Annotated in this window: 19 protein-coding genes and 1 tRNA gene; 2 read left to right on the forward strand and 18 right to left on the reverse strand. The window is 68.3% G+C overall.

Annotated elements, in window-relative coordinates:
• From HY726_14765 to HY726_14845, 17 genes are all read right to left on the reverse strand, one after another.
• A partial coding sequence (locus HY726_14765) for a preprotein translocase subunit SecA (GenBank protein MBI4610259.1) occupies window positions 1-1,081 on the reverse strand: 1,081 nt, incomplete at its 3' end.
• An 89-nt stretch (window positions 1,082-1,170) separates the two neighbouring features.
• Window positions 1,171-1,374, reverse strand: coding sequence for a cold-shock protein (locus tag HY726_14770; GenBank protein ID MBI4610260.1), 204 nt, complete (start codon window positions 1,372-1,374; stop codon window positions 1,171-1,173).
• A gap of 87 nt (window positions 1,375-1,461) precedes the next feature.
• The gene (gene recN, locus HY726_14775) at window positions 1,462-3,180 is read right to left on the reverse strand and encodes a DNA repair protein RecN (protein ID MBI4610261.1); all 1,719 of its coding nucleotides are present in this window, start codon (window positions 3,178-3,180) and stop codon (window positions 1,462-1,464) included.
• Complete coding sequence (locus tag HY726_14780) at window positions 3,181-4,038, reverse strand: NAD(+)/NADH kinase (protein ID MBI4610262.1); 858 nt, start codon at window positions 4,036-4,038, stop codon at window positions 3,181-3,183.
• Window positions 4,035-4,832 carry a TlyA family RNA methyltransferase gene (locus tag HY726_14785; GenBank protein ID MBI4610263.1) on the reverse strand — a complete coding sequence of 266 codons (798 nt, stop codon included), beginning with the start codon at window positions 4,830-4,832 and terminating at the stop codon, window positions 4,035-4,037. The genes HY726_14780 and HY726_14785 overlap by 4 nt, the downstream gene beginning before the upstream one ends.
• A complete protein-coding gene (locus HY726_14790; GenBank protein ID MBI4610264.1) occupies window positions 4,829-7,336 on the reverse strand; it encodes a mannose-1-phosphate guanyltransferase in 2,508 nt (835 codons plus the stop codon). The genes HY726_14785 and HY726_14790 overlap by 4 nt, the downstream gene beginning before the upstream one ends.
• 133 nt (window positions 7,337-7,469) lie before the next feature.
• Entirely contained in the window at window positions 7,470-8,174 is a 705-nt protein-coding gene (locus HY726_14795) for a rhomboid family intramembrane serine protease (protein MBI4610265.1), read from the reverse strand.
• A 5-nt stretch (window positions 8,175-8,179) separates the two neighbouring features.
• The gene (locus HY726_14800) at window positions 8,180-9,544 is read right to left on the reverse strand and encodes an insulinase family protein (protein ID MBI4610266.1); all 1,365 of its coding nucleotides are present in this window, start codon (window positions 9,542-9,544) and stop codon (window positions 8,180-8,182) included.
• Window positions 9,541-10,923: an adenylosuccinate lyase gene (gene purB / locus HY726_14805; protein ID MBI4610267.1), complete on the reverse strand. Its 1,383-nt coding sequence runs from the start codon at window positions 10,921-10,923 to the stop codon at window positions 9,541-9,543. The genes HY726_14800 and purB overlap by 4 nt, the downstream gene beginning before the upstream one ends.
• Before the next feature lie 180 nt (window positions 10,924-11,103).
• Window positions 11,104-11,436: a histidine triad nucleotide-binding protein gene (locus HY726_14810; protein MBI4610268.1), complete on the reverse strand. Its 333-nt coding sequence runs from the start codon at window positions 11,434-11,436 to the stop codon at window positions 11,104-11,106.
• Between the two features lie 15 nt (window positions 11,437-11,451).
• The gene (locus HY726_14815) at window positions 11,452-12,435 is read right to left on the reverse strand and encodes a tripartite tricarboxylate transporter substrate binding protein (protein MBI4610269.1); all 984 of its coding nucleotides are present in this window, start codon (window positions 12,433-12,435) and stop codon (window positions 11,452-11,454) included.
• Window positions 12,432-13,976: a tripartite tricarboxylate transporter permease gene (locus tag HY726_14820; GenBank protein MBI4610270.1), complete on the reverse strand. Its 1,545-nt coding sequence runs from the start codon at window positions 13,974-13,976 to the stop codon at window positions 12,432-12,434. Before HY726_14820 ends, HY726_14815 begins: the two co-directional genes overlap by 4 nt.
• Window positions 13,976-14,419, reverse strand: coding sequence for a tripartite tricarboxylate transporter TctB family protein (locus tag HY726_14825; GenBank protein MBI4610271.1), 444 nt, complete (start codon window positions 14,417-14,419; stop codon window positions 13,976-13,978). Before HY726_14825 ends, HY726_14820 begins: the two co-directional genes overlap by 1 nt.
• Window positions 14,420-14,664: 245 nt before the next feature.
• Window positions 14,665-15,663, reverse strand: coding sequence for an ABC transporter substrate-binding protein (locus HY726_14830; protein ID MBI4610272.1), 999 nt, complete (start codon window positions 15,661-15,663; stop codon window positions 14,665-14,667).
• Window positions 15,664-16,061: 398 nt separating this feature from the next.
• Window positions 16,062-16,136 (reverse strand) — tRNA-Ala (locus HY726_14835).
• Window positions 16,137-16,346: 210 nt separating this feature from the next.
• Window positions 16,347-16,583, reverse strand: a complete 237-nt coding sequence (locus tag HY726_14840) for a hypothetical protein (GenBank protein ID MBI4610273.1) — start codon at window positions 16,581-16,583, stop codon at window positions 16,347-16,349.
• Window positions 16,580-17,041 carry an SH3 domain-containing protein gene (locus tag HY726_14845; protein ID MBI4610274.1) on the reverse strand — a complete coding sequence of 154 codons (462 nt, stop codon included), beginning with the start codon at window positions 17,039-17,041 and terminating at the stop codon, window positions 16,580-16,582. Before HY726_14845 ends, HY726_14840 begins: the two co-directional genes overlap by 4 nt.
• Window positions 17,042-17,735: 694 nt before the next feature.
• On the opposite strand from HY726_14845, the gene uppS reads away from it, so the two are divergent.
• Window positions 17,736-18,509, forward strand: a complete 774-nt coding sequence (gene uppS / locus HY726_14850; protein ID MBI4610275.1) for a di-trans,poly-cis-decaprenylcistransferase — start codon at window positions 17,736-17,738, stop codon at window positions 18,507-18,509.
• Window positions 18,510-18,511: 2 nt separating this feature from the next.
• The gene (locus HY726_14855) at window positions 18,512-19,357 is read left to right on the forward strand and encodes a DUF2236 domain-containing protein (GenBank protein ID MBI4610276.1); all 846 of its coding nucleotides are present in this window, start codon (window positions 18,512-18,514) and stop codon (window positions 19,355-19,357) included.
• 79 nt (window positions 19,358-19,436) lie between these two features.
• Here HY726_14855 and HY726_14860 read toward each other — a convergent pair whose 3' ends face one another.
• Window positions 19,437-19,730, reverse strand: coding sequence for a GYD domain-containing protein (locus HY726_14860; GenBank protein MBI4610277.1), 294 nt, complete (start codon window positions 19,728-19,730; stop codon window positions 19,437-19,439).
• Between the last annotated feature and the right edge of the window lie 246 nt (window positions 19,731-19,976).

The raw sequence follows: 19,976 nt of genomic DNA on the forward strand, positions 1-19,976 counted from the left end.
GCATCAGCCGACCCGTGAACTCGTCCACGATCACCACCTGGCCGTCCTTGGTCACGTAATCGACGTCCTTCTTGAACAGCGTGTGCGCTCGGAGGGCCTGGTGGATGTGGTGGAGGGTCTCCATGTGGATCGGGTCGTACAGGTTGTCGACCCCGAGGAGCTGCTCGCAATGGGCGATCCCCTGCTCGGTGAGCGTGACGGCCTTGGACTTCTCGTCCACGATGTAGTCCCCGACCTTCACCGCCTCGATCTCCGACAGCTTGCCCTCGACGATCGTCGCCGCCCGCTTGAGCTTCGGGATGGTCCGGTCGATCTTGAAGTACTTGTCCGTGGACTCTTCCGCAGGCCCGGAGATGATCAGCGGGGTCCGTGCCTCGTCAATGAGGATCGAGTCCACCTCGTCCACGATCGCGTAGTGCAGCTCCCGCTGGACCAGCTCCTCCAGCGAGAAGCGCATGTTGTCCCGGAGGTAGTCGAAGCCGAACTCGTTGTTGGTCCCGTACGTGATGTCCGCCAGGTACGCCTCTCGGCGCGAACAGGGGTGCAGGTTGGCGAGCCGAACGTCCTTGGAAGGGTACGTCGGGTCGTAGAGGAAGGATGCCTCGTGTTGGATCGCCGCGACCGAAAGCCCGAGGGCGTGGTAGATGGGCCCCATCCACTGGCAGTCACGGCGCGCCAGGTAGTCGTTGACCGTGACGATGTGGACCCCGCGGCCCGTGAGCGCGTTCAGGTACGCCGCGAGCGTGGCCACGAGGGTCTTTCCCTCGCCGGTCGCCATCTCGGCGATCTTCCCCGCGTGGAGGACCATCCCCCCCAGGAGCTGGACGTCGAAGTGACGCATGCCGACGCTGCGCCGCGCCACCTCCCGGCACACGGCGAAGGCCTCGGCGAGCAGGTCGTCCAGTCCCTCGCCGTCGGCAACCCGCTTCCTGAACTCCCCGGTGTTGGCGCGGAGCGCCGCATCGGAAAGCGGGTGCAGCGACGGCTCCAGGGCGTTGATGGCGTCGACGAGCGGACGCATCCGCCGAATGTCCCGCTCGTGTTTGGTGCCGAAGAGTGACCGGAGGACCCGGGCCAGCATCTCAAGCCCTCATTCTACACCACTCCAAGGCGAAGAAAACAAAACCCCCGGCCGCGCGCGCGGCCGGGGGGTGTCAGACTCGCGTCCGGTCACATCTTCACGACTTTGGTCGCCTGAAGGCCCTTCGGGCCCTGCGTGAACTCGAACTCGACCCGTTGCCCTTCGGAGAGGGTCTTGAAGCCCTCACCCTGGATGGCGGAGTAATGAACGAAGACGTCCTCACCCTCCTCCTGCTCGATGAACCCATAGCCTTTCGCGTCGCTGAACCACTTGACCTTCCCCACCTTCCCCATGCGTCGCTTTCCTCCTCTTCGTCAAACGGTGAAAAAATCGCCAGGTAGTATAGGAACGGGCTAAGGCCCTGTCAAGCGGGAAATGCCTCAGCGGGAGACGGCGCTCCGCGCCGCCGCGAACAGCTCCCGCGCGTGCCGGCGTGCCGTCGTCGTCACCTGCTCACCCCCGAGCATCCGTGCCAGCTCCTCCACACGCGCGGCCTCGTCGAGAACCTCCACCCGCGTCCGCGTCCTGCCCCCGCGCACCAGCTTCTCGACCCTGAGGTGGTGGCTCGCGTAGGCGGCGATCTGGGAGAGGTGCGTCACGCAGAGCACCTGGCGGTGGCGGGCCACCAGCGCCAGCTTCTGCCCGACTTGGTCGGCCACCCGACCCCCGATCCCCGCGTCCACCTCGTCGAAGATCATGACCGGGATCCGGTCGGCCTCGGCCAGGATGACGGTGAGGCCCAGCATGGTGCGCGACAGCTCGCCCCCCGACGCCACGCGGGCCAGGGGCTTCAGCTCTTCCCCCGGGTTGGGCGAGAGCTGAAACTCCGCGTGGTCGACACCGCGCGCGGCCACGCGCCAGCCCTCGGGCCCGGCGGTGAGCTGGTCGGGCGCCGCCGCTTCGCGGCGGAGCACGATCGCGAAGCGCGCCTTCTCCATCCCGACGGCGCGCAGCTCGCGCTGGATCAACCGCTCGAGGCGCGCCGCGGCGTCCCGGCGCAGCTCGGAAAGTCCGAGGGCCTCCTGCCCCGCTACCTCGGCCAGCTTCGCGAGCCCGGCCTCGCCCGTGGCCAGGACTTCCTCGTGGTGCTCGAGGCGCTCAAGGTCGGCGCGAATCCGGTCCCGGTAGGCGAGGATCGCCTCTCCGCTGTCGCCATACTTGCGCTTGAGCTTGGCCAGCACGTCGAGCCGCGCGTCGATCTCCTCCAGGCGCTCGGGGTCGAAGACCACGCGGTCGCGCAGCGGCCGGAGCTGCGCCAGCGCCTCGTCGAGGTGGAGCTGGGAGGTCTCGAGCATCGGGAGCGGCGCGGCCAGCTCGGGATCGATCCGCGCCAGCTCGCCCAGGAGCTGCGCGGCGCGGGCCAGCCCGGTCGTCGCCGACTGGGGATCGTCGTAGAGATGCGCCATCACGCGGTTCAGCCCTTCGGCGAGTCGCTCGGCGTGCTGGAGGCGGCGGCGTTCGCTCTTGAGCGCCTCCTCCTCGCCGGGCTTGATCCGGGCGGCCTCGATCTCGGAGAGCTGGAAGCGGAAGAGGTCTTCCTGCTGCGCTCGGTCGCGCTCCGAGACGCGGAGCTGCGCCAGCGCGGCTCGGGCCTCCTGCCACTCGCGGACCAGGGCGTCGACCCGGCCCCGGAGCTCGTCGGCCTCCGCGAACCGGTCGAGGAGCTCGAGTTGACGGGCCGGCTCCATGAGGCGCTGGTGAGCGTGCTGGCCGTGGATTTCCACGAGGTGGTCGCCCAGCCGTTCCAGCAATCCGAGGGTGACAGGCGAGTCGTTGACGAACGCGCGGCTCCGGCTCGAGCGGGCCAGTTCCCGCCGCACGATGAGAAGCCCGTCCTCGGCCCCGAGCCCGGCTTCCTCGAGGAGCGCGGGGACCGAACCGTCGGGCGCCGCATCGAAGACGGCTTCCACGGTTGCACCGTCTGCATCCGAACGGATCAGGTCGGGATGCGCCCGGGCGCCGAAAAGGAGGAGCAGGGCATCGAGGAGGATGGACTTGCCCGCCCCGGTCTCGCCGGTGAGGATATTGAGGCCCGGGGCGAACGGCACCGTGACCGCCTCGATCACGGCGAGGTTCTTGATCCTCAGCTCACGGAGCAACTAGCGCTCGCCCCACTTGAGCTTGGTGCGGAGAACCGAAAAAAAATGCTTCTCGGGGAAGCGGACCAGCCGGATCCGAGACGCGGCGCGGCGGATCTCGACCGTGTCCCGCGCCGCGAGGGCGTACCCGACCTGCCCGTCCAGCGTGAGCATCACCTCCTGGTTCTCGGTCAGCAGCGTGACCTCGATCCGGAGGTTCGCGGGGAGCACGATCGGGCGGTTGGTCAGCGTGTGCGAGCAGATCGGGGTCAGGGCCACGGCGTCCATGCTGGGATAGACAATCGGGCCACCCGCCGAGAGGCCGTAGGCCGTGGACCCCGTCGGCGTCGAGATGATCAGCCCGTCCGCCCGGTAGTCGGTGGCCGCCTGCCCCTCGACCGCCACGGCGAGGTCGATGATTCGGCTCATGGCTGACTTGGTGATCACGACGTCGTTGAGGGCGACGTATTCGGGCGACCAGGCGCCCTGGCGGAGGACGCGCGCGGCAAGCATGATGCGCTCCTCGGTACGCATCCGCCCGGCGAAGAGCGCCTCCAGGGCCGGGTACAGCTCGTCCAGGGTCGTGGCGGTGAGGAAGCCGAGGCCCCCAAGGTTCACGCCGAGGATCGGGACCCCGAGGTCGCCCACGAGCCGCGCGACCGAGAGAAGGGTGCCGTCGCCGCCCAGGACCACGAGCACGTCGACCTGGCCGGGGAGGTCCGACTTGGCGACAGCCGACGTCGCCGTCGGCACCAGCGCCGCGGTCTCCTTTTCGAGCAGCGCCTGCTTGCCGTGAGCCTGGAGCCAGCGGGCCAGCTCTGGGACCACCTCCCGAGCCTCGAGCCGGTCCGGCTTGGCGACGATCCCGACCCGCTTCACGGCGTGCCTCCATCAGCAACGACTCGAGTGATGAGCGCCTCCAGCTCGGGTTGCGTGCGCCCGCCGAGCGACATGTGGAAGAAGAATTCGCGATTCCCTTTGGGCCCTCTGAGCGGGGATGGAGTTACGCCGAGCACGCGCCAGCGGCGGAGCAGCGCGAAGCGGGCCAGCCGGACGAGCACGGCCCGGTGCTGGGGCGGGTCCCGCACGACCCCGCCCTTGCGCACCTGGCCACGCCCGACCTCGAACTGCGGCTTCACCAGCGCGATCACCTCGCCAGGCGGCACGAGGCACGCGAACACGGCGGGAAGCACCTTCTCGAGGGAAATGAAGGAGACGTCCACGGTCGCGAGGTCCGGTTGCGGTGAAAATGCACCAGGGATCAGGTAGCGTGCGTTCACCCTCTCCATGGCCACGACACGCGGGTCGCGGCGGAGGCGCTCGTCCAGCTGCCCCGTCCCGACGTCCACCGCGTACACCTGCCGCGCCCCGCGCTCGATCAGGCAGTGGGTGAACCCCCCGGTCGATGCCCCTACGTCCATGCAGACGCGCCCCTCCACCGAGACCCCAAAGGTGTCGAGGGCGTGCCGCAGCTTCTCCCCGCCCCGGCTCACGAAGGCGGCCACGACCTGCACCTCGATCGGGGCTTCCACCCTCACGCTGAGGCCGGCCTTGTCCACCCGTTCCCCCGCGACCCGCACGAGCCCGGCCAGGATCAACCGTGCGGCCTCCTCGCGGCTCCTCACCAGACCACGTTCCACCAGGAGGCGGTCGAGGCGCGCCTTGAGCGTCACGTGCCCTCCCGGCACCACAGGGCGATCCGCTCGCGCATGGCCTCCACGAGCGCGCGCGCCCGGTTCCGGTCCGCCGACTCCCCGATCACCTGAAAACAGCCGCGGTCCGGGTCGGGAATCGCCGCCACCCACGCCTCGTCGAGCCGGAGCCGCACGCCCTCCACGAGCTCGAGCGTCTGTCCCTTGCCCTCCTCGAGGAGCCGCCGCATTACCGTCCCCTTCGACTCGTTGGGGCACGGGACCTCACCCCGCACCAGATGGCTCTCCGGGATCTCGCGCGCGAGCTCGTTGAGCCGGACCCCCACCCGGGCCATCATCTCCAACAGCCTGACGACGGATCCCAGGCCATCGAAGGCCGGCTGGAAGGCCGGGAAGATGAAGCCGCCTTGCTCCTCGCCCACGAGCCGAACTCCGTCGTGGAACGCCGCCTCGGTGAGAGCCTTGGGGCTCGACGGCGACCGGAGGACGGTGAAGCCGTGTTCGGCCGCGAGCTTCTCGATCACCTGCGAGGCGGTAACCGGGACGACGATGGTCCCGCGCTCGTGGGTGCGCACGGTCAGGAGCGTGATCAGCGCCAGCGCGAGGTCGCCCGAGAGGATCTGCCCCGTCTCGTCCACGAGGAAGACCTTCTCGCCACCCGTGTCGAGGAGCACGCCCACGTCGGCGCTCAGCGTCCGGACGATGTTGGAGAGCTGCTCGAGGGAACGCTGGAACTCGTCCGCCGTCTTGGTGATCCGCGATTCGTCCAGGTACGCGTTGAGCGAGATCACCTCGACGCCGAGCTCTCCGAGGATGGCCGGGAAGATGGCCGAGGCCGACCCGAAGGCGTAGTCGAGGACCATCTTGAAGCGGCCCTTGCGGATCGGCTCTTTGTCCACCGTGCGCAGCATCCCCGCCTGGTAGCGCTCGGTCCCCGCGTGCGGGAACGAGAGCACACCGGTGTCGTCCATGGGCGCCCGGTAGAAGTCTTCGCCGAAGAAGAGCCGCTCGATGGCCTTCTCGCGCTCGGGGGAGCAGTCGAGCCCGCGGTGGTCGAAGAACTTGATGTCGATCAGCTCCGGGTCGTACGGCGACCGCCTCACGTGGGTGCCACCGGCCAGACCGAGGGCCGGGATCTGATAGCGGACCACAGGGATCGGGGCCACGCCCAGATCCTGGACATCCACTCCGACGGAGAGCAGTCCCGCCATGAGCGCGCGGTTGATCATCCGGGAGGCCTTGTGGTGATCGCGGCTGGTGACCACGCTCCGCCGCTTGCCGAGGGCCGCGCCGAAGGCGGCGCCGAGCTTGGACGCGAACTCGGGGGAGATCTCGACGTTGGCCAGGCCCGTGATCCCGTAGCGCCCAAACAGCGACCGCGACCACCGCTCGCCCCACACCAGGCTGACCGCCAGCGTGGCCCCGTCCTCCACTTCCTTGTACGGCCAGACCTTCGCGTTCGCCTTCACCACGCTCCGCTCGCCGATCTTGGAGAAGTCTCCCACCACGACACCCTCGGCGACGAAGGCGCGCGACCGGATAACGGCGCTGCGACCGACGGTCGCTTCCTTCAGCACCGCGCCGGGGCCGACCTCCACGCCTTCCCAGAGCACGCTCCCGTCGATCTCGACGCCCTCGCCGATCACCGTTCCAGGTCCGAGCACCGACCGCGTGATCTGGGCGCGCGCCCCAACGCTCGCGCCGCGCCCCACGACCACACCCGCCGCGAGCTGGGCCGTCGGGTCCACGCGCGCATCCGCGTCAAGCCACACCGGGTCGGTCGGGGAGCCTGTTCGGGACCCCGGGATCTCGACCTTGAGCTTGCCCTGGAGAAGATCCAGGTGCGCGACCCGATACTCCACCAGGTTTCCCACATCACGCCAGTACCCCGCGGCCACGAAGCCATACGGCGCGCGACCCGCTCCGAGCAAGGCTGGGAACAGCTCCTTGCCGAAGTCGTGGGGCCGGTGGGCCGGAATCGCGTCGATGACCGAAGGCTCGAGCACGTAGATTCCGGTATTGATGGTGTCGCTGAAGACCTCGCCCCAGGACGGTTTCTCCAGGAAGCGCGTCACGCGGGCGGAGGCGTCGGTGATCACGATGCCGTACTGGAGCGGGAGCTCGACCCGGGTGAGGACCATGGTGGCCTCGGCCCTGGCCTCCCCATGAAAGCGGACGATCCGCCCCAGGTCGAAGTCGGTGAGCACGTCACCCGAGATCACCAGCACGGGCTCCCCCAACTGGGCGGCGGCGAACCTGACGGCCCCCGCGGTGCCTAGGTCGGCGGGCGGCGTCACGTACGTCATCTTCACTCCCCAGCGACCGCCGTCGCCGAAGTAGCTGGTAACCGCCTCGGGCAGGAAGTAGAGGAGCACGAGCAGGTCGTTGAGCCCGTGGGTGCGGAGCAACTTCACCGTGTGCTCCAGGATCGGGACGTTGCCCACAGGTACCATCGGCTTGGGGATGTGAGCGGTGAGGGGTCGGAGCCGGGTTCCGAACCCGCCTGCCATGATGACGGCCTTCATGAGGAGTCCTTTACGCAGAGGGACAATCAGACCGATTATACAGGACTCGATCCGACCCTGTCCGCTGACAACCGTCGGACGCTCATGCGGGTGGCCGCTGAGCGACCGGCGTGATCGCTCCGCAGGGCCAAGGCTACCAGGAGCGACGCCGGCGACGCGGGAGTAGCGCTGCCAAAAGCACGAGCCCGGCCACGAACCCCCCGATGTGCGCGAACCACGCCACGCCGCCACGCTCGCCGCTTCCGAACGTGATCAAGCCGTTCATGAACTGGACAACGATCCAGAACCCCAGGACGATCATCGCCGGGATCGGAACGATCCGAATGAAAAACCCGAAGGTGACCAGGGTCAGGACGCGGGCGTGCGGGAACAGGACCAGGTAGGCCCCGAGGACGCCGGAGACGGCTCCGCTGGCGCCGATCATGGGGACGGTCGAGGTCGGTCCGACGGCGGTCTGGGCCACGGCCGCCGCCACGCCGGAGAGGAGATAGAAGCCGATGAAGCGCCCGTGCCCCAGGGTGTCCTCGATGTTGTTGCCGAAGATCCAGAGGTAGAGCATGTTGCCCGCGATGTGAAAGAGCCCGCCGTGCAGGAACATGGAGGTGAAGATCGTGACCAGCGGCGCCGGGGAATCGCCGGGGACCACGCAGGCGCCTGTGAGCCGGCAGGGTACCAGCCCGAACTCCAGGACGAACGCCTGGGCGGCCGGGAACGCGCGCGGATCGGCGCCCACCTCCAGCGAGACCTGGTAGAGGAAGGCCAGGACATTGGCCGCGATGAGCGCCACGGTCACGACGGGAAGCGTGCGCGTGGGGTTGTCGTCCTTCAGGGGGATCACGACTGCTAACGCGGCGAAGGGCGAAGCGCGACGATCGTCGGGCTCGCCAAGTAGGTCTGCGCCACCCGCCGGATGTCATCCGACGTGACGGCCTCGACGCGCGCAACATAGCGATCGAGGAAGTCGTGCCCGACCCCTTCGACCTCGAAGAAGGCCATGTACCAGGCCTCCCGCGCATTCGTCCGGCGGTCCAGAGCCAGGGCGCCGAGGAGGTAGGCCTTGGCGCGGCGGACTTCCTCTGGCGAGGCCGGCTCTGTCCGGATGCGCTCCACCTCGCGCGCGATCCCTTCCTCGGCGCGGGCGAGGTTCGCGGGGGCCGTCCCCATGTGGATCACGAAGTGGCTCGCGTCGCGGCGCGACGGATAGAAGGCGCCGACGACGTAGGCCAGACCCTGGCGGTCCCGGAGCTCGGCGAAGAGGCGCGCCGCCATCCCGCCCCCGAGGAGGGCGCTGAGCACCTTGACCGCCGGGTAATCAGTGTGGGTCAGCGCCGGCACGAGGTAGCCAAACAGCACCTGAGCCTGAGCGGCGGGGCGCTCGACAACCCGCCGCGACGGCTCGGGCGGTCGGATCGGTTGCGGAGGGTCGGCCTCGCCGGTTCCGCCGGCCAGGTCGCCGAAAATCCGGGAGACCTCGTCCAGCACCGCCCGCGCCGGAACCTGGCCGCTGACCGCCAGCACCATGCGGTCGCCGCGGTAGTGCCGGCGGTAATGCGCCAGGAGCGCGGCCTGGTCCAGGCGCTCGACGATGTCTCTGAGCCCGAGACCGGGCAGGCCGTAGGGATGGGGACCGTAGAGGGTCTGGAGCAGCGTGTCCAGGGCGAAGGGGAACGGCTGGTCCTGCCGGCTCTGGATCTGGCTCAGAATGGGTCGGCGTTCGCTCTCGATTTCCCCGGGAGGGAAGGTCGGGCGCAGCGCCACGTCCGCGATCAGCTCCAAAAGCTCGCGCCAGTGACGCGCGAGGGCGGTCCCGCGGATCTCGGAGAAATCGGTGTCACCGGAGGCTCCCAGGCTACCCCCGATGCCCTCGCCCGCCTCGGCGATCTCGAGGGCGGATCGACGCGTGGTGCCTTTCACGAGGACCTGCTGAAGCAGGTTCGAGATGCCTGCGGTCTCGGGCCGCTCCCAGCGCCTGCCCATCCGCACCTGGAGCGAGACCGCCACCACCGGCGCCGTCGGATTCTCGCGAACCAGTACCGTCAGCCCCGAGGCGGCGCGCTCCCGAACCACCGCGGGGGCGGCGGCCGGAGCGCCCAGCGGCGGACGCGGGAGCCCCAGCGCGGCCAGGGTGAGGAGAAAGGTCCGGCGCCCAATTCGCTGAATTCCCCCCGGCATGGGGGAGTAGAGGATCGGCCCGCGAGTACACCTCATGCCGGACCCCGCTCGGGATCGCTCCCGGACATCCTCCGCTTCGCGCGAGCCACCACCTCGTCGACGAACTCCCGCGCCTGGCCGAGGTACCGGTCGGGTTCGAGGAGGCGATCCAGCTGTTCGGGACCGAGGCGGCCGGCCACCCGCGGGTCGCCCAACAGGAGCTCCCGAAACGACAGGTCCTTCTCGTAGGCCGCCATGGCGGCCTCGTACACCACGTCGTGCGCCGTCTGCCTTCCGAGGGTCTCCCCGAGCCGGAGCATGACGGCCTCGGAGCAGAGCATTCCGCCGAGCAGATCCAGGTTCTTCGCCATCCGGTCGGGCCGCACCGTGAGCCCTCGGAAGATGTGCAGGGACCAGCGAAGCGCCGCCCCCAGGAGGCAGGCCGACTCGGGGACCAGAAACCAATCGGTCCTCGAGGCGCTCGTGTCGCGCTCGTTGAGCTGGACCATCGCGTCGAGGGCGGCGGCGGCGGGCTGACGCAGGAGCCTCGAGATGGCAACGACACGCTCCGAGTGCGCCGGGTTCCGCTTGTGGGGCATCGTGGAGCTCCCCACCTTCCCGTGCGTGAACGGCTCCTCCACCTCGGCCATCTCGGTGCGCTGGAGCACCATGACCTCGTTGGCCATTTTCCCGAGGGTCGCGCCGATCAGCCCCGCCAGCCCCACGAACTCGGCCACGCTGTCCCGCGCGGTGTGCCATGCCACGGGCGGAACCCCGAGGCCCAGGCGCTCGAGCGTGAACTGCTGGACCTCGCGGGCCCGGGCGCCGAACCCGGCGAGGGTTCCGACCGCGCCCGCGAGCTGCCCCACGAGGACGCGCGGCGCGCTCTGGTCGAGACGTTCCCGGTGACGCAGGCACTCGGCCACCCACACCGCCACCTTGAAGCCGAAGGTGATCGGGAGCGCGTGCTGGCCGTGGGTTCGGCCGGCCATGACCGTGTCGCGGTGGCGCTGGGCCAGATCAGCGAGGCACTCGATCAGCGCGACCAGGTCCCCGCGGAACACGCGGTACGCCGCCTTGAGCTGGAGCACGAGCCCGGTGTCCAGGATGTCCTGGGTGGTCGCGCCCCAGTGGACGTACTCCCCGGCGGGCCCGGCGACGCGAGCCAGCTCCCGGATCAGCGGCACCAGCGGGTGGACGGTCTCAGCCAGGCCTCGCTTGACCGCGCCCAGATCGAGGAGCTCGAGCTTCGCCTTTGAGCGGATCTCGGCGGCCGCCGACGCCGGGATCAAGCCCACCGCGGCCTCAGCCTCGGCCAGGGCGGCCTCGATGTCCAGCCAGGTCTGGAGCATCGACGCCTCGTCGAAGATCTGCCTCAGCTCAGGCGCGGAGAACTGGTCCCCAAACAGCTCGTAGTCGAAGATGTGTGCCGGCACCGCTAGGGAACCCGGAGGGGGGCTACCCCCCCCTTCCGGACCTCCCCCCCGCTGTTCGAGCGCGGCGGGTTCGGCCATGCCGTGAGGCAGGCCACCCGCCGCGCGAGGCCCGAGTCGGTTGCGCGGGCCGGGTACCCGCGAAGCGGGTGCGCGCTCGAAGGGCATTACTCCGACACACTCCTAGCTCCGTCGCCCGGCGAGGAAGTGGAAGTGCAGGTGGGAGACGACCTGCCCGCCCTCGGGCCCGCAGTGACAGTTCACCCGGTAGCCGCGCTCGGCGAAGCCCTTCGCCTCGCCGAGGCGTCTGGCGACAGCGAAGCAGCGCCCGACCAGCGGGAGGTCGCGCTCCTCGAGGGTCGAGATCGCCTCGACGTGGCGCTTGGGGATGATCAGCAGGTGGACGGGCGCCTTCGGATAGATGTCCTTGAAAGCCAGGACCTCGTCGTCCTCGTACTCGATCTCGGCGGCGCTCTGGCGTGCCACGATCTTGCAGAAGAGGCACTCGGGTGTCATGCCGTGGCCGTCACCTCAGCGCGGCTTTACCTCGATTTTCCCCACGCGCCTGATCGCGTCGGCCAGCATCCGGGCATCCTTGTCCCAGAACTTCTGGAACTCCGGCGCGTCCAGGTACGCGACCGGCGTCTCGAGCTTGGCCATCGCCGCCTTGAAATCTGGATCCTGAACGGCCTGCCTGGCCGCCTCGCGTAGGACCTTCATGGTGTGATCCGCTGTGCCTCGGGGCGCAAAGACCCCCGCCCAGATGTAGAACTCGATGTCGTACCCCAGCTCCTTGAACGTCGGGAGATCCGCCAGCGCGGCGACCCGCTTGGCTCCCCACCCGGCCAGCGGGCGGAGCTTCCCGGCCTTGATGTGAGGGAGGACCACCGCAGGCCCGGACGCCAGGGCGTCAACGTGGCCGCCGAGGATGGCGGTGAGCGCCGGCCCGGCCCCGGCGTACGGGACATGCTTGAGCTTGATGCCAGCGGCGTGCGTGAGCATCTCGGTGGCCATGTGAAGCGTCCCGTACACTCCGGAGGACGAGAAGGAGATCTCGCCCGGGCGCCTCTTCGCGTCCTCGACGAACTCCTTCACGCTCTTCCAGGGGCGATCGGCATGGACGACCAGGATCGTGGGATCCGCCGAGATCAGCGCGATCGGGACGAGCTGGTCCATCGTGTAGGCCGGCTTCCGGTCGAAGAGCTTGTCGGCTTCGGGGATGATCGAGATGCTGGAGAGAGACAGGAGGAGCGTATAGCCGTCGGGCTTGCTGTTCGCGACGAACGACATCCCGACCGCGCCCGCGGCGCCGGTCTTGTTCACGACGACCACGGGGTTCTTGAGGACTTTCTCCATGGCGGCGGCCACCGGGCGCGCGGTGAGGTCCGCCACGCCGCCGGGCGGGAACGGCGCGACCAGCGTGATCGGACGGCTCGGGAACGGCTCCTGGGCCTGGAGCGCCGGGGGCAGCAGCACGGCCGCCGTCAGCAGCACGGCCAGCAAGCGGATGCTCATGGGGTCTCCTCCTCTGCCAGATCAGGTTTTCTCTCAAGGCCGAAGCTCTGCCGCCAGTCTACTCCCCCGGCCAGGAGCGGCCGGAGGCTCAGGAGCAGGAGCCCGAGCCCGACGAGCAGCATGGCGGAGGCGATCGGCCGGTTGGCAAAGATCGCGTAATTTCCGGACGACATGGCCAGCGACTGGCGAAAGCTCATCTCGAGCATCGGGGCCAGCACCAGGCCGAGGACGATCGGCGCGGTCTCGAAGTCGAACTTGCGCAGCAGGTAGCCGAGCGCGCCCATGGCCGTCATGATCCAGACATCCACGACGCTCCCGTTCACCGCGTAAACGCCGAGGACGCAGAAGACGAGGATCGCGGGATAGAGGATCGGGTACGGGATCCGGAGCAGGTTCACGAAGAGCCCCACCATCGGCAGGTTCAGGATCAGGAGCACGACGTTCCCCACGTACATGCTGGCGATGAAGCCCCAGAACAGCTCCGGCTGCTGCTTGATGAGAAGCGGGCCCGGGGAGATCCCGTGAACCATCATCGCCGCCAGCATCACAGCCGGGATCGGTCCCGACGGGACGCCCAGCGCCAGCATCGGCACGAACGCCCCCGAGGTCGCCGAGTTGTTCGCCGACTCGGGCCCCGCGACCCCCTCGATCGCCCCGTGGCCGAAGCGTTCGGGATGGCGGGACAGGCGGCGCTCCAGGGCGTAGGAGACGAAGGAGGAGATGATGTGGGCGGATCCCGGGATGATCCCGATCAGGAAGCCGAGGACGGTCCCCCGCCCGACGGGCCAGGCCGAGTCCTGCCACTCCTGACGGGACGGCAGGAGCTCCCGCAGCCGGGGCTTGATCACCGCGGGTGGGGTCGGCTGGCCGGCGGTGAGGAGGATCTCCGACAGGCCGAAGAGCCCGACCGCGACGGGCACGACGCCGATCCCGTCGCCTAACTCGACCAGCCCGTAGTGAAATCGGAAAAACCCGGTCATCGGATCGATGCCGATCATCCCGAGGAGGAGCCCGAGCGCCGCCATGGCCAGTGACTTCGGCATGGACCCGCCGCTCATGTAGGCGAGCACCAGGAGTCCCAGGACGAGGAGCGCGAAATACTCCGGCGGCCCGAAACGGAGGGCGAACCGGGCCAGCGGCGGCGCAAGGAGCATGAGCCCCACGATGCTCGCGGTTCCGGCGATATAGGAACCGATCGCCGCGATGGCGAGGGCCGGACCGGCCCGCCCCTTCCGCGTCATCGCGTAGCCATCGATACAGGTCATCACCGAGGCGGCTTCGCCCGGGATCCGCATCAGGATCGAGGTCGTCGAGCCTCCGTACATGGCCCCGTAGTAGATCCCGGCCAGCATCACGATGGCGGTGGTCGCGTTCATCCCGAACGTGGCGGGCAGCAGCAGGCTGATCCCCGCGAGCGGCCCGACCCCGGGAAGCATTCCGACCAGAGTCCCGATGACGCAGCCGACGAACGCGTAGAGGAGAACCGCGGGCGAGAGCGCGACGGAGAAGCCCAGGTAGAGGTTCTGCAGGGTCTCGAGCATCAGAACCCGAACGGGCCGCGGGGGAGCGGCACCTTGAGGAGATCGTGAAACAGGAAAAAGGTCCCGAGGGAGAGGCCGAGGGCCATCGCGGCCACGACGGCAGCCCGCTTCCCCTCCAGCAGCCAGAGGATGAAGGCGAGCAGGATCAGGACGGTCAGCCGGAAGCCAAGGCGCTCGATGGCGAGCGCGGCAAAGGCGCAGCCGCCAAGGATCGCCAGCGCGTGCTTCTTCTCCTCCCACCCCAGCGCCGCCAGCCGCGGGGAGCCCCCTCCGCCGAGCGCCACGACGCTCGCGAGCGCCGCGAGGACGATCGCGAAGAGGACCGGCATGTAGGCCGGGCCCGGGTTGTGGAAGTTGCCGAGCGGGAGCACGCGCGCCTCCCATATGACGCCGAGCGCGAAGAGCAAGAGACCGATCCCCGCAAAGCGATCCCGGGTGAGCATCAGGCGCGCGGTTGACGGGACGATAGCTCGCGGGCGCCGCCCCTAGGCGAAAACGTCGCTGGACCGGAAGGGATTCGTAGGCGGCATAGCCAGTAACCACTCATATTTACAGAGCGCTGCCTTGCCTATGTGGCAAACCGTAGCACGGGATGCAACCCCGGTGCAACCGGGGAACCAGCCTGATGCGCTCCGGAGGACCGATCACCAGGTATGCTCGTCCAACCTCCTCAGGCCTACGCGCTCAGTCACTCGATCACTTCATCTGCCCGGATCAGGACGGACGGCGGGATCGTGAGGCCGAGGCCCTTGGCAGTCTTGAGGTTGATCACGAACCTGACCTTGGAGGGGCGCTCCACAGGAAGATCGCCCGCGTTGGCTCCCAGCAGGATCTTGGCGACGAGACGGGCCGCCTCACGGGCGATGTCAGCATCGCTCGCCCCGTACGTCGCCAGGGCGTCCGCAGTGCTTCCCGTTCGGGCCTGGAAGATCGTCGGGCGTTTCTTCGCGTGAGCCGTCCGGATCATCGCCTCGTAGTAGCCGGCGGTGAGGCCCCCCGGAATGCCGAGCAGCGCATCGACCTTCTCCAGGGCCTCTAGCCCTCGCTGGACATCCGCGGGGGAGCGCACTTCGCGCTCCACCAGCGTGAGGCCTAACACGGAGGCGGCTTCCCGCGCGGCCGCCGCACCCTGCCGCGGGGACGCATCCCGTGGATCGTAGAGAGCAAGTACCCGCCTCACGCCCGGAGCCAGCTCCTTGAGCAGCTGGAGTCGCTTGCCCGACAGCTCCGGGTACTCGAACGTCATGGCGGTCATGTTTCCACCCGGGCGGGCCAGGCTCGAGACCAGGCCGGCGGCCACAGGGTCTCCGGGTGTAAGGAACACGATGGGAAGCTTGGGCGCAACCTGTCTCGCCTCCTTCGCGAGCACCGACCCGATGACGAAGAGCACCTCGGTGCGCTGTCGGACCAAGCCCTCGACCGCCGCCTGAGCTCCCGTTTTGTCGCCGCGCCGGACTCGCCGGGCCAAAATCTCGACGCCATCCTCGGCATATCCCTGCTCGCGGAGCCCCTGCTTCAGGCTCCCTGCAATCTCGGAGAACCGGGGTTCCTCGGCCGGCCCCAAAAGCCCGACACGCCGGAGGCTCGCCGCCGGCTGCCCATCGGCAGCGAGCGGCGCGCCGAGCACACCGCAGGCGAGGGTGAGGGTAAGGGCCACGACTGCGAGGATGGGCCGCGTGACCTTCATTTTGACCTCCGCCTCGACGCGGACGGAAACGCCACGACCATACCCAACGAGGTATGAGGCATCAAATCGCCGACGCTCCGGCCCTGGCCGTAAGCCCCGGTCTCCGCAGAGCGGGGGCCTTTATATTCAGCGGGCCTTTTCTGGGAAGGGCAATCCCATCCAGCCGTGTAGGGATGCTGAGGAACCATGGGTCCAGGCGCAGATGGGCCACGCGAACGTTGAGGAAACCGCCGCCACCTCCGGGCATTATCTCCCGGAGCGCCATGAGGCGGCTGTGGCAAGCCTGGATCGTAACCTGCTCTGCTGGGAGATCAGGCTGAGCATGCCGGAGCCGCTACTACTCGCAACCCCGGCGCAACCGGCTTACCGTTCGGTTCCTCTCTGCCTGATTTCAGAACTGGTGGAGGGTAAGGGATTTGAACCCTCGACCTCTGGAGTGCGATTCCAGCGCTCTCCCACTGAGCTAACCCCCCGCATCAAGCACTTACGATATACCAGAGCACTGGACCTTTGTCCACTCTGCCCTGCTCGGCCAGGGCGAGCTACCCCTTCCCGCAGCATGGCCTCATCCGCGTCTTGTGCTCCACCATTTTTGGATCAACGGACCGTGAAGCACTCCGGCCCGCTCCAGATTCCTGTCGCGGTGGCAACCTCCGCGTCCGGCTCTCCCATGAGCTCATCCGTCACTGATGGAACACGGGGATCGCCTCACGGCGGATGCCCGGGATATCGCCGAAGCGTGGATTCGTGATCAGCACCCATCGCGATGGCTGCAGGGAGAGCGTCGGGGACGACTCCCCCGGCAAGCCCGCTACCTGCCCCATGCCCGTGCATCCCGAGAGAAGGAGGAAGGCCGCGCCCGCCAGGGACAGCATGATCCGGAGCGCGAGATCGAGGGTTCGCGGAGCGACGACTCTCATCGGCGCCGGGGCGTGACGGGCTTTCGGTTCCCCCAGACCAGAGATCGGTAGATCCAGCCGCGGCTCCCGTCGGCGTGCTCCACCTTGAGCCACCGCCCGTGCCGGCTCAATACGCGAAAAGCCACACCCGCAACCTCAGTGGAGAGCAGTTTGTAGTCCGTCCCGGGCCCCGAGCGGAGGTTGGCCCGTTCCACCCGCACGACGACCGCGGGCCGGGCGTCGGTCAACCGGGCAAAAATCCATCCCGCGTACCCGTCAAAGTCGACGGTCTTGAGCCAGCGGCCACGCCGGGCGACGACCCGAAGCGGGTAGTTCTTGGCCACAGACCAGAGGCGCTGGTACGTGGTTCCCGGTCCCGCTCGGATGTTGGCAGAACCCACCTTCACCCGAACGAACTCGGACGATGCGGCGCCGACGGCGGCCGCCACGGCCAAGAGCCCCAGCCCGGCCAGCGCCACGCGCGAGGTCCACCTCCTGATGCCGGGCAGTGGTCGAGCCAGCCGCCTTCCTGCTCTCGGCGCCGCCGCACTCAGGGCGACGCCGGCGGACCCCCGGGTCCGCCTCGAGCAAGACGGCGCGGGAGCGCGAATCAAACCCGCACCTCCTGAAGTCTCCATTTTTCCGTCAAGCCCGGCCGCGTTCGAGGATGCAGCGTCGATACCAAGGGCGGGGCACGGGCTTTCTCGACGGCGAATGTGAAGGCGTGGCAAAGAGATAGCCCACCGGAGCCAGGCATCCGATCCACCCGGGCTCCATCAGCCCGCGACAGGCTGTCGCTGGCTCGACACGTTGACGCCTCCGCTCCGGCTCACGCCGGTGGCTCTCAGGGTTGCGAGCGCCGGGCTCGGCGGGTTGGCAGCAGCGTCCGTGAGCGCACGCCAGGCGCCTTAGCCTCGGCACGACATCGAGGGTCCGTGTGACGTACGAGGAGTAATATGGGGGGTAGGTCCGAGATTCGCCCACGGGAGGGTGGGGTGTTGCCGGTTCCGCGTCCCTTCTAGCAGGGTGCTGAAAAAGTCAGCTCGCGTCCCCGAACCTTCAGCGCGCACCTGGCCGAAGCGTCCTGAGCGCGGGCTTAGCCCGCGCAATCCCGGGGGAGGTTTCGGAAGGGGGGCGAAGCCCCCCTCCGAGGTGCCTAGGGAGCCACGACATATGCTGAAGGGGCTTCTCTACCAACTCTATGAGCGGCGACTTCTGGCTGAAGTATCCCCGGGACCCATCCCCCGTCATCTCGGGCTGATCCAGGACGGCCATCGGCGCTACGCTCGCGAGGCCGGGCTCTCCAATCTCGGCGGGTACCGCCTCGGGGCAGCGAAGGCGGAGGAAGTCCTGACGTGGTGCGCCGAACTGAAGATCCCGACGGTGACCCTCTGGTGGCTCTCGACCGAAAACCTGCGCCGTGAACCCGACGACGTCGCGGCCGTTCTCGACGTCATCGAGGGCAAGATGCCGGAATGGATTCACGGGGGATTGACGGAGCGGCTCGGGATTCGAATTCGCCCAATCGGCAAACTGGAGCTCCTCCCGGCCTCCCTGCTGCAGGCCTTGCACCTCGCGGAATCGGCGACTCGTCACCACGATCGAATGCTCCTGAACGTCGGCGTCGGATACGGGGGCCGGCAGGAAATCATAGACGCCGTTACAGGCTACCTTCGCGACAGCCTCATGCGCGGGGCGACGCCACACGAGGTCTTGCAAGGCCTGAGTCCGGACGCGTTGGACAAGTACCTCTACACGTATGACTGCCCGGACCCTGATCTCATTATCCGCACGAGCGGGGAGGTCAGGCTTTCAGGCTTCATGCTCTGGCAAAGCGCGTACAGCGAGTTCTACTTCTGCGACGCCTACTGGCCGGCGTTCAGGAAGATTGACTTTCTCCGGGCCATCCGAAGCTATCAACAGCGACACCGGAGATTCGGGAAATAACCATGGCGGCAGACCGGGCCCGGCTCTTCGCACCCGGAACGACGATCTGGACGGTCAACCGGGAAACCGCGCTGTTGCTGGGCGCAGGCCGGGCGCTCCTCCTTCAGCTGGCCCACCCGCTTGTCGCGGCTGGCGTGGCAGAGCATAGCGGATTCGCGGACGACCCTTTCGGCCGTCTCCTCCGCACGCTGGACACGAGTTACGCGGTCGTGTTCGGCGACGCGGACACGGCCGTGGCGGCGCTGCGGAGGATGGACGCCATCCACCGGCGGGTCCGGGGTTCCTTGCGGGAGCCGGTGGGTCCGTTTCCCGCGGGCACCCCGTATGACGCGACCGATCCAGCGCTTCGTCTCTGGGTCCACGCGACACTGATCGAGACCAGCCTGCTGGTGTACCACCGGTTCGTCGCGGGCCTCTCGGCCGCTGACCAGGCCCGCTATTATGCCGAATCGTGCGAAATGGCCCGCGTCCTGGAGATTCCGGAACCGATGATCCCGCCCACCATTGAGGGGTTTCGGACATACTTCTCGAGAATGCTCTCGGCCGAAATCGCCGTGGGGGCCACAGCCCGAGAGCTGGCGCGCCTGATCTTTTGGCCTCCTAGATCCGCGAGCCTCCGCGTCATTGGCCCAGTGGCGAAGTTTGTCACTGCGGGGTTACTGCCGCCGAAAGTGCGGGAAGGGTACGGGTACGCCTGGACACCCCTCCAGGAACAAGCGCTCGATACGTTAGCGCGTGCCATCAAACGGGTAGTGCCGGCGATCCCTTCGGTCATTCGGGTGGTTCCCCAGGCGCGGGTGGCGGAACAGCGATTCGCATTTGCGGTGCCGGGGCGGCAGGCAGCTTGAAACACGGGCTCGATCAGGGGAGGCTGCCGGAGCTGGCGAGGCGCGCGGCGATAGCTCCTGATCCCTCCTGCATGCGGAGTTACGCCATCTTGGCGAGGGCTTGGTCCGTCTCCTGCCGCGTGAACGCCCGGAGGGTCTCGGTGCGAACGTTACCGAGCGAGCCTACGGAGTAGAGGATCGCATTCATGGTGACGTCGTCCGTTGCGTCCACGATGGCCACGACATCGTAGCGCCCCATCGTGCGATAGGTGTCCTTTACCCGGGCACCCACTTTCTCGCAGAAGCTACGGAAGGCGTCCTCCCGCTTGGGGGAGTCCTTAATGTTGCGGATACCTTGGTCCGTGAAGTGCGCGAGCACGATGTACGTCGGCATGGCCTGCCTCCTTTCGCATACCGCGCGCTGTCCCCGCGCCCCACTCCGGCAGGCCCCGAGTATGGCATATCCTCCGGCGGGGCAGCAATTCCTGGACCGCGAGGTCAGCCGTTTCGGATCTTCGCCCAGGATGATGTGGCCGCACGACCGAAATAGCACGGGAAAGCCGCGATCCGGGGCTCGTGAGCCAGCGGGCCCGATCTTCCGAGGGCTGATTGGGGCCGCCGGCGCGGCCGAGGGAAACAC

The organism is Candidatus Rokuibacteriota bacterium (assembly GCA_016209385.1).
Taxonomy (GTDB): Bacteria; Methylomirabilota; Methylomirabilia; order Rokubacteriales; family CSP1-6; genus JACQWB01.

What these genes read in the sequence shown, in the direction of transcription:
- HY726_14860 (MBI4610277.1), bottom strand. Translation starts at nt 19,730, where the DNA reads ATGCCGACGTACATCGTGCTCGCGCACTTCACGGACCAAGGTATCCGC.
- HY726_14820 (MBI4610270.1), bottom strand. Translation starts at nt 13,976, where the DNA reads ATGCTCGAGACCCTGCAGAACCTCTACCTGGGCTTCTCCGTCGCGCTC.
- HY726_14840 (MBI4610273.1), bottom strand. Translation starts at nt 16,583, where the DNA reads ATGAGAGTCGTCGCTCCGCGAACCCTCGATCTCGCGCTCCGGATCATG.
- HY726_14825 (MBI4610271.1), bottom strand. Translation starts at nt 14,419, where the DNA reads ATGCTCACCCGGGATCGCTTTGCGGGGATCGGTCTCTTGCTCTTCGCG.
- HY726_14790 (MBI4610264.1), bottom strand. Translation starts at nt 7,336, where the DNA reads ATGAAGGCCGTCATCATGGCAGGCGGGTTCGGAACCCGGCTCCGACCC.
- HY726_14815 (MBI4610269.1), bottom strand. Translation starts at nt 12,435, where the DNA reads ATGAGCATCCGCTTGCTGGCCGTGCTGCTGACGGCGGCCGTGCTGCTG.
- uppS (MBI4610275.1), top strand. Translation starts at nt 17,736, where the DNA reads ATGCTGAAGGGGCTTCTCTACCAACTCTATGAGCGGCGACTTCTGGCT.
- HY726_14855 (MBI4610276.1), top strand. Translation starts at nt 18,512, where the DNA reads ATGGCGGCAGACCGGGCCCGGCTCTTCGCACCCGGAACGACGATCTGG.
- HY726_14770 (MBI4610260.1), bottom strand. Translation starts at nt 1,374, where the DNA reads ATGGGGAAGGTGGGGAAGGTCAAGTGGTTCAGCGACGCGAAAGGCTAT.
- HY726_14810 (MBI4610268.1), bottom strand. Translation starts at nt 11,436, where the DNA reads ATGACACCCGAGTGCCTCTTCTGCAAGATCGTGGCACGCCAGAGCGCC.
- HY726_14830 (MBI4610272.1), bottom strand. Translation starts at nt 15,663, where the DNA reads ATGAAGGTCACGCGGCCCATCCTCGCAGTCGTGGCCCTTACCCTCACC.
- HY726_14800 (MBI4610266.1), bottom strand. Translation starts at nt 9,544, where the DNA reads ATGAGGTGTACTCGCGGGCCGATCCTCTACTCCCCCATGCCGGGGGGA.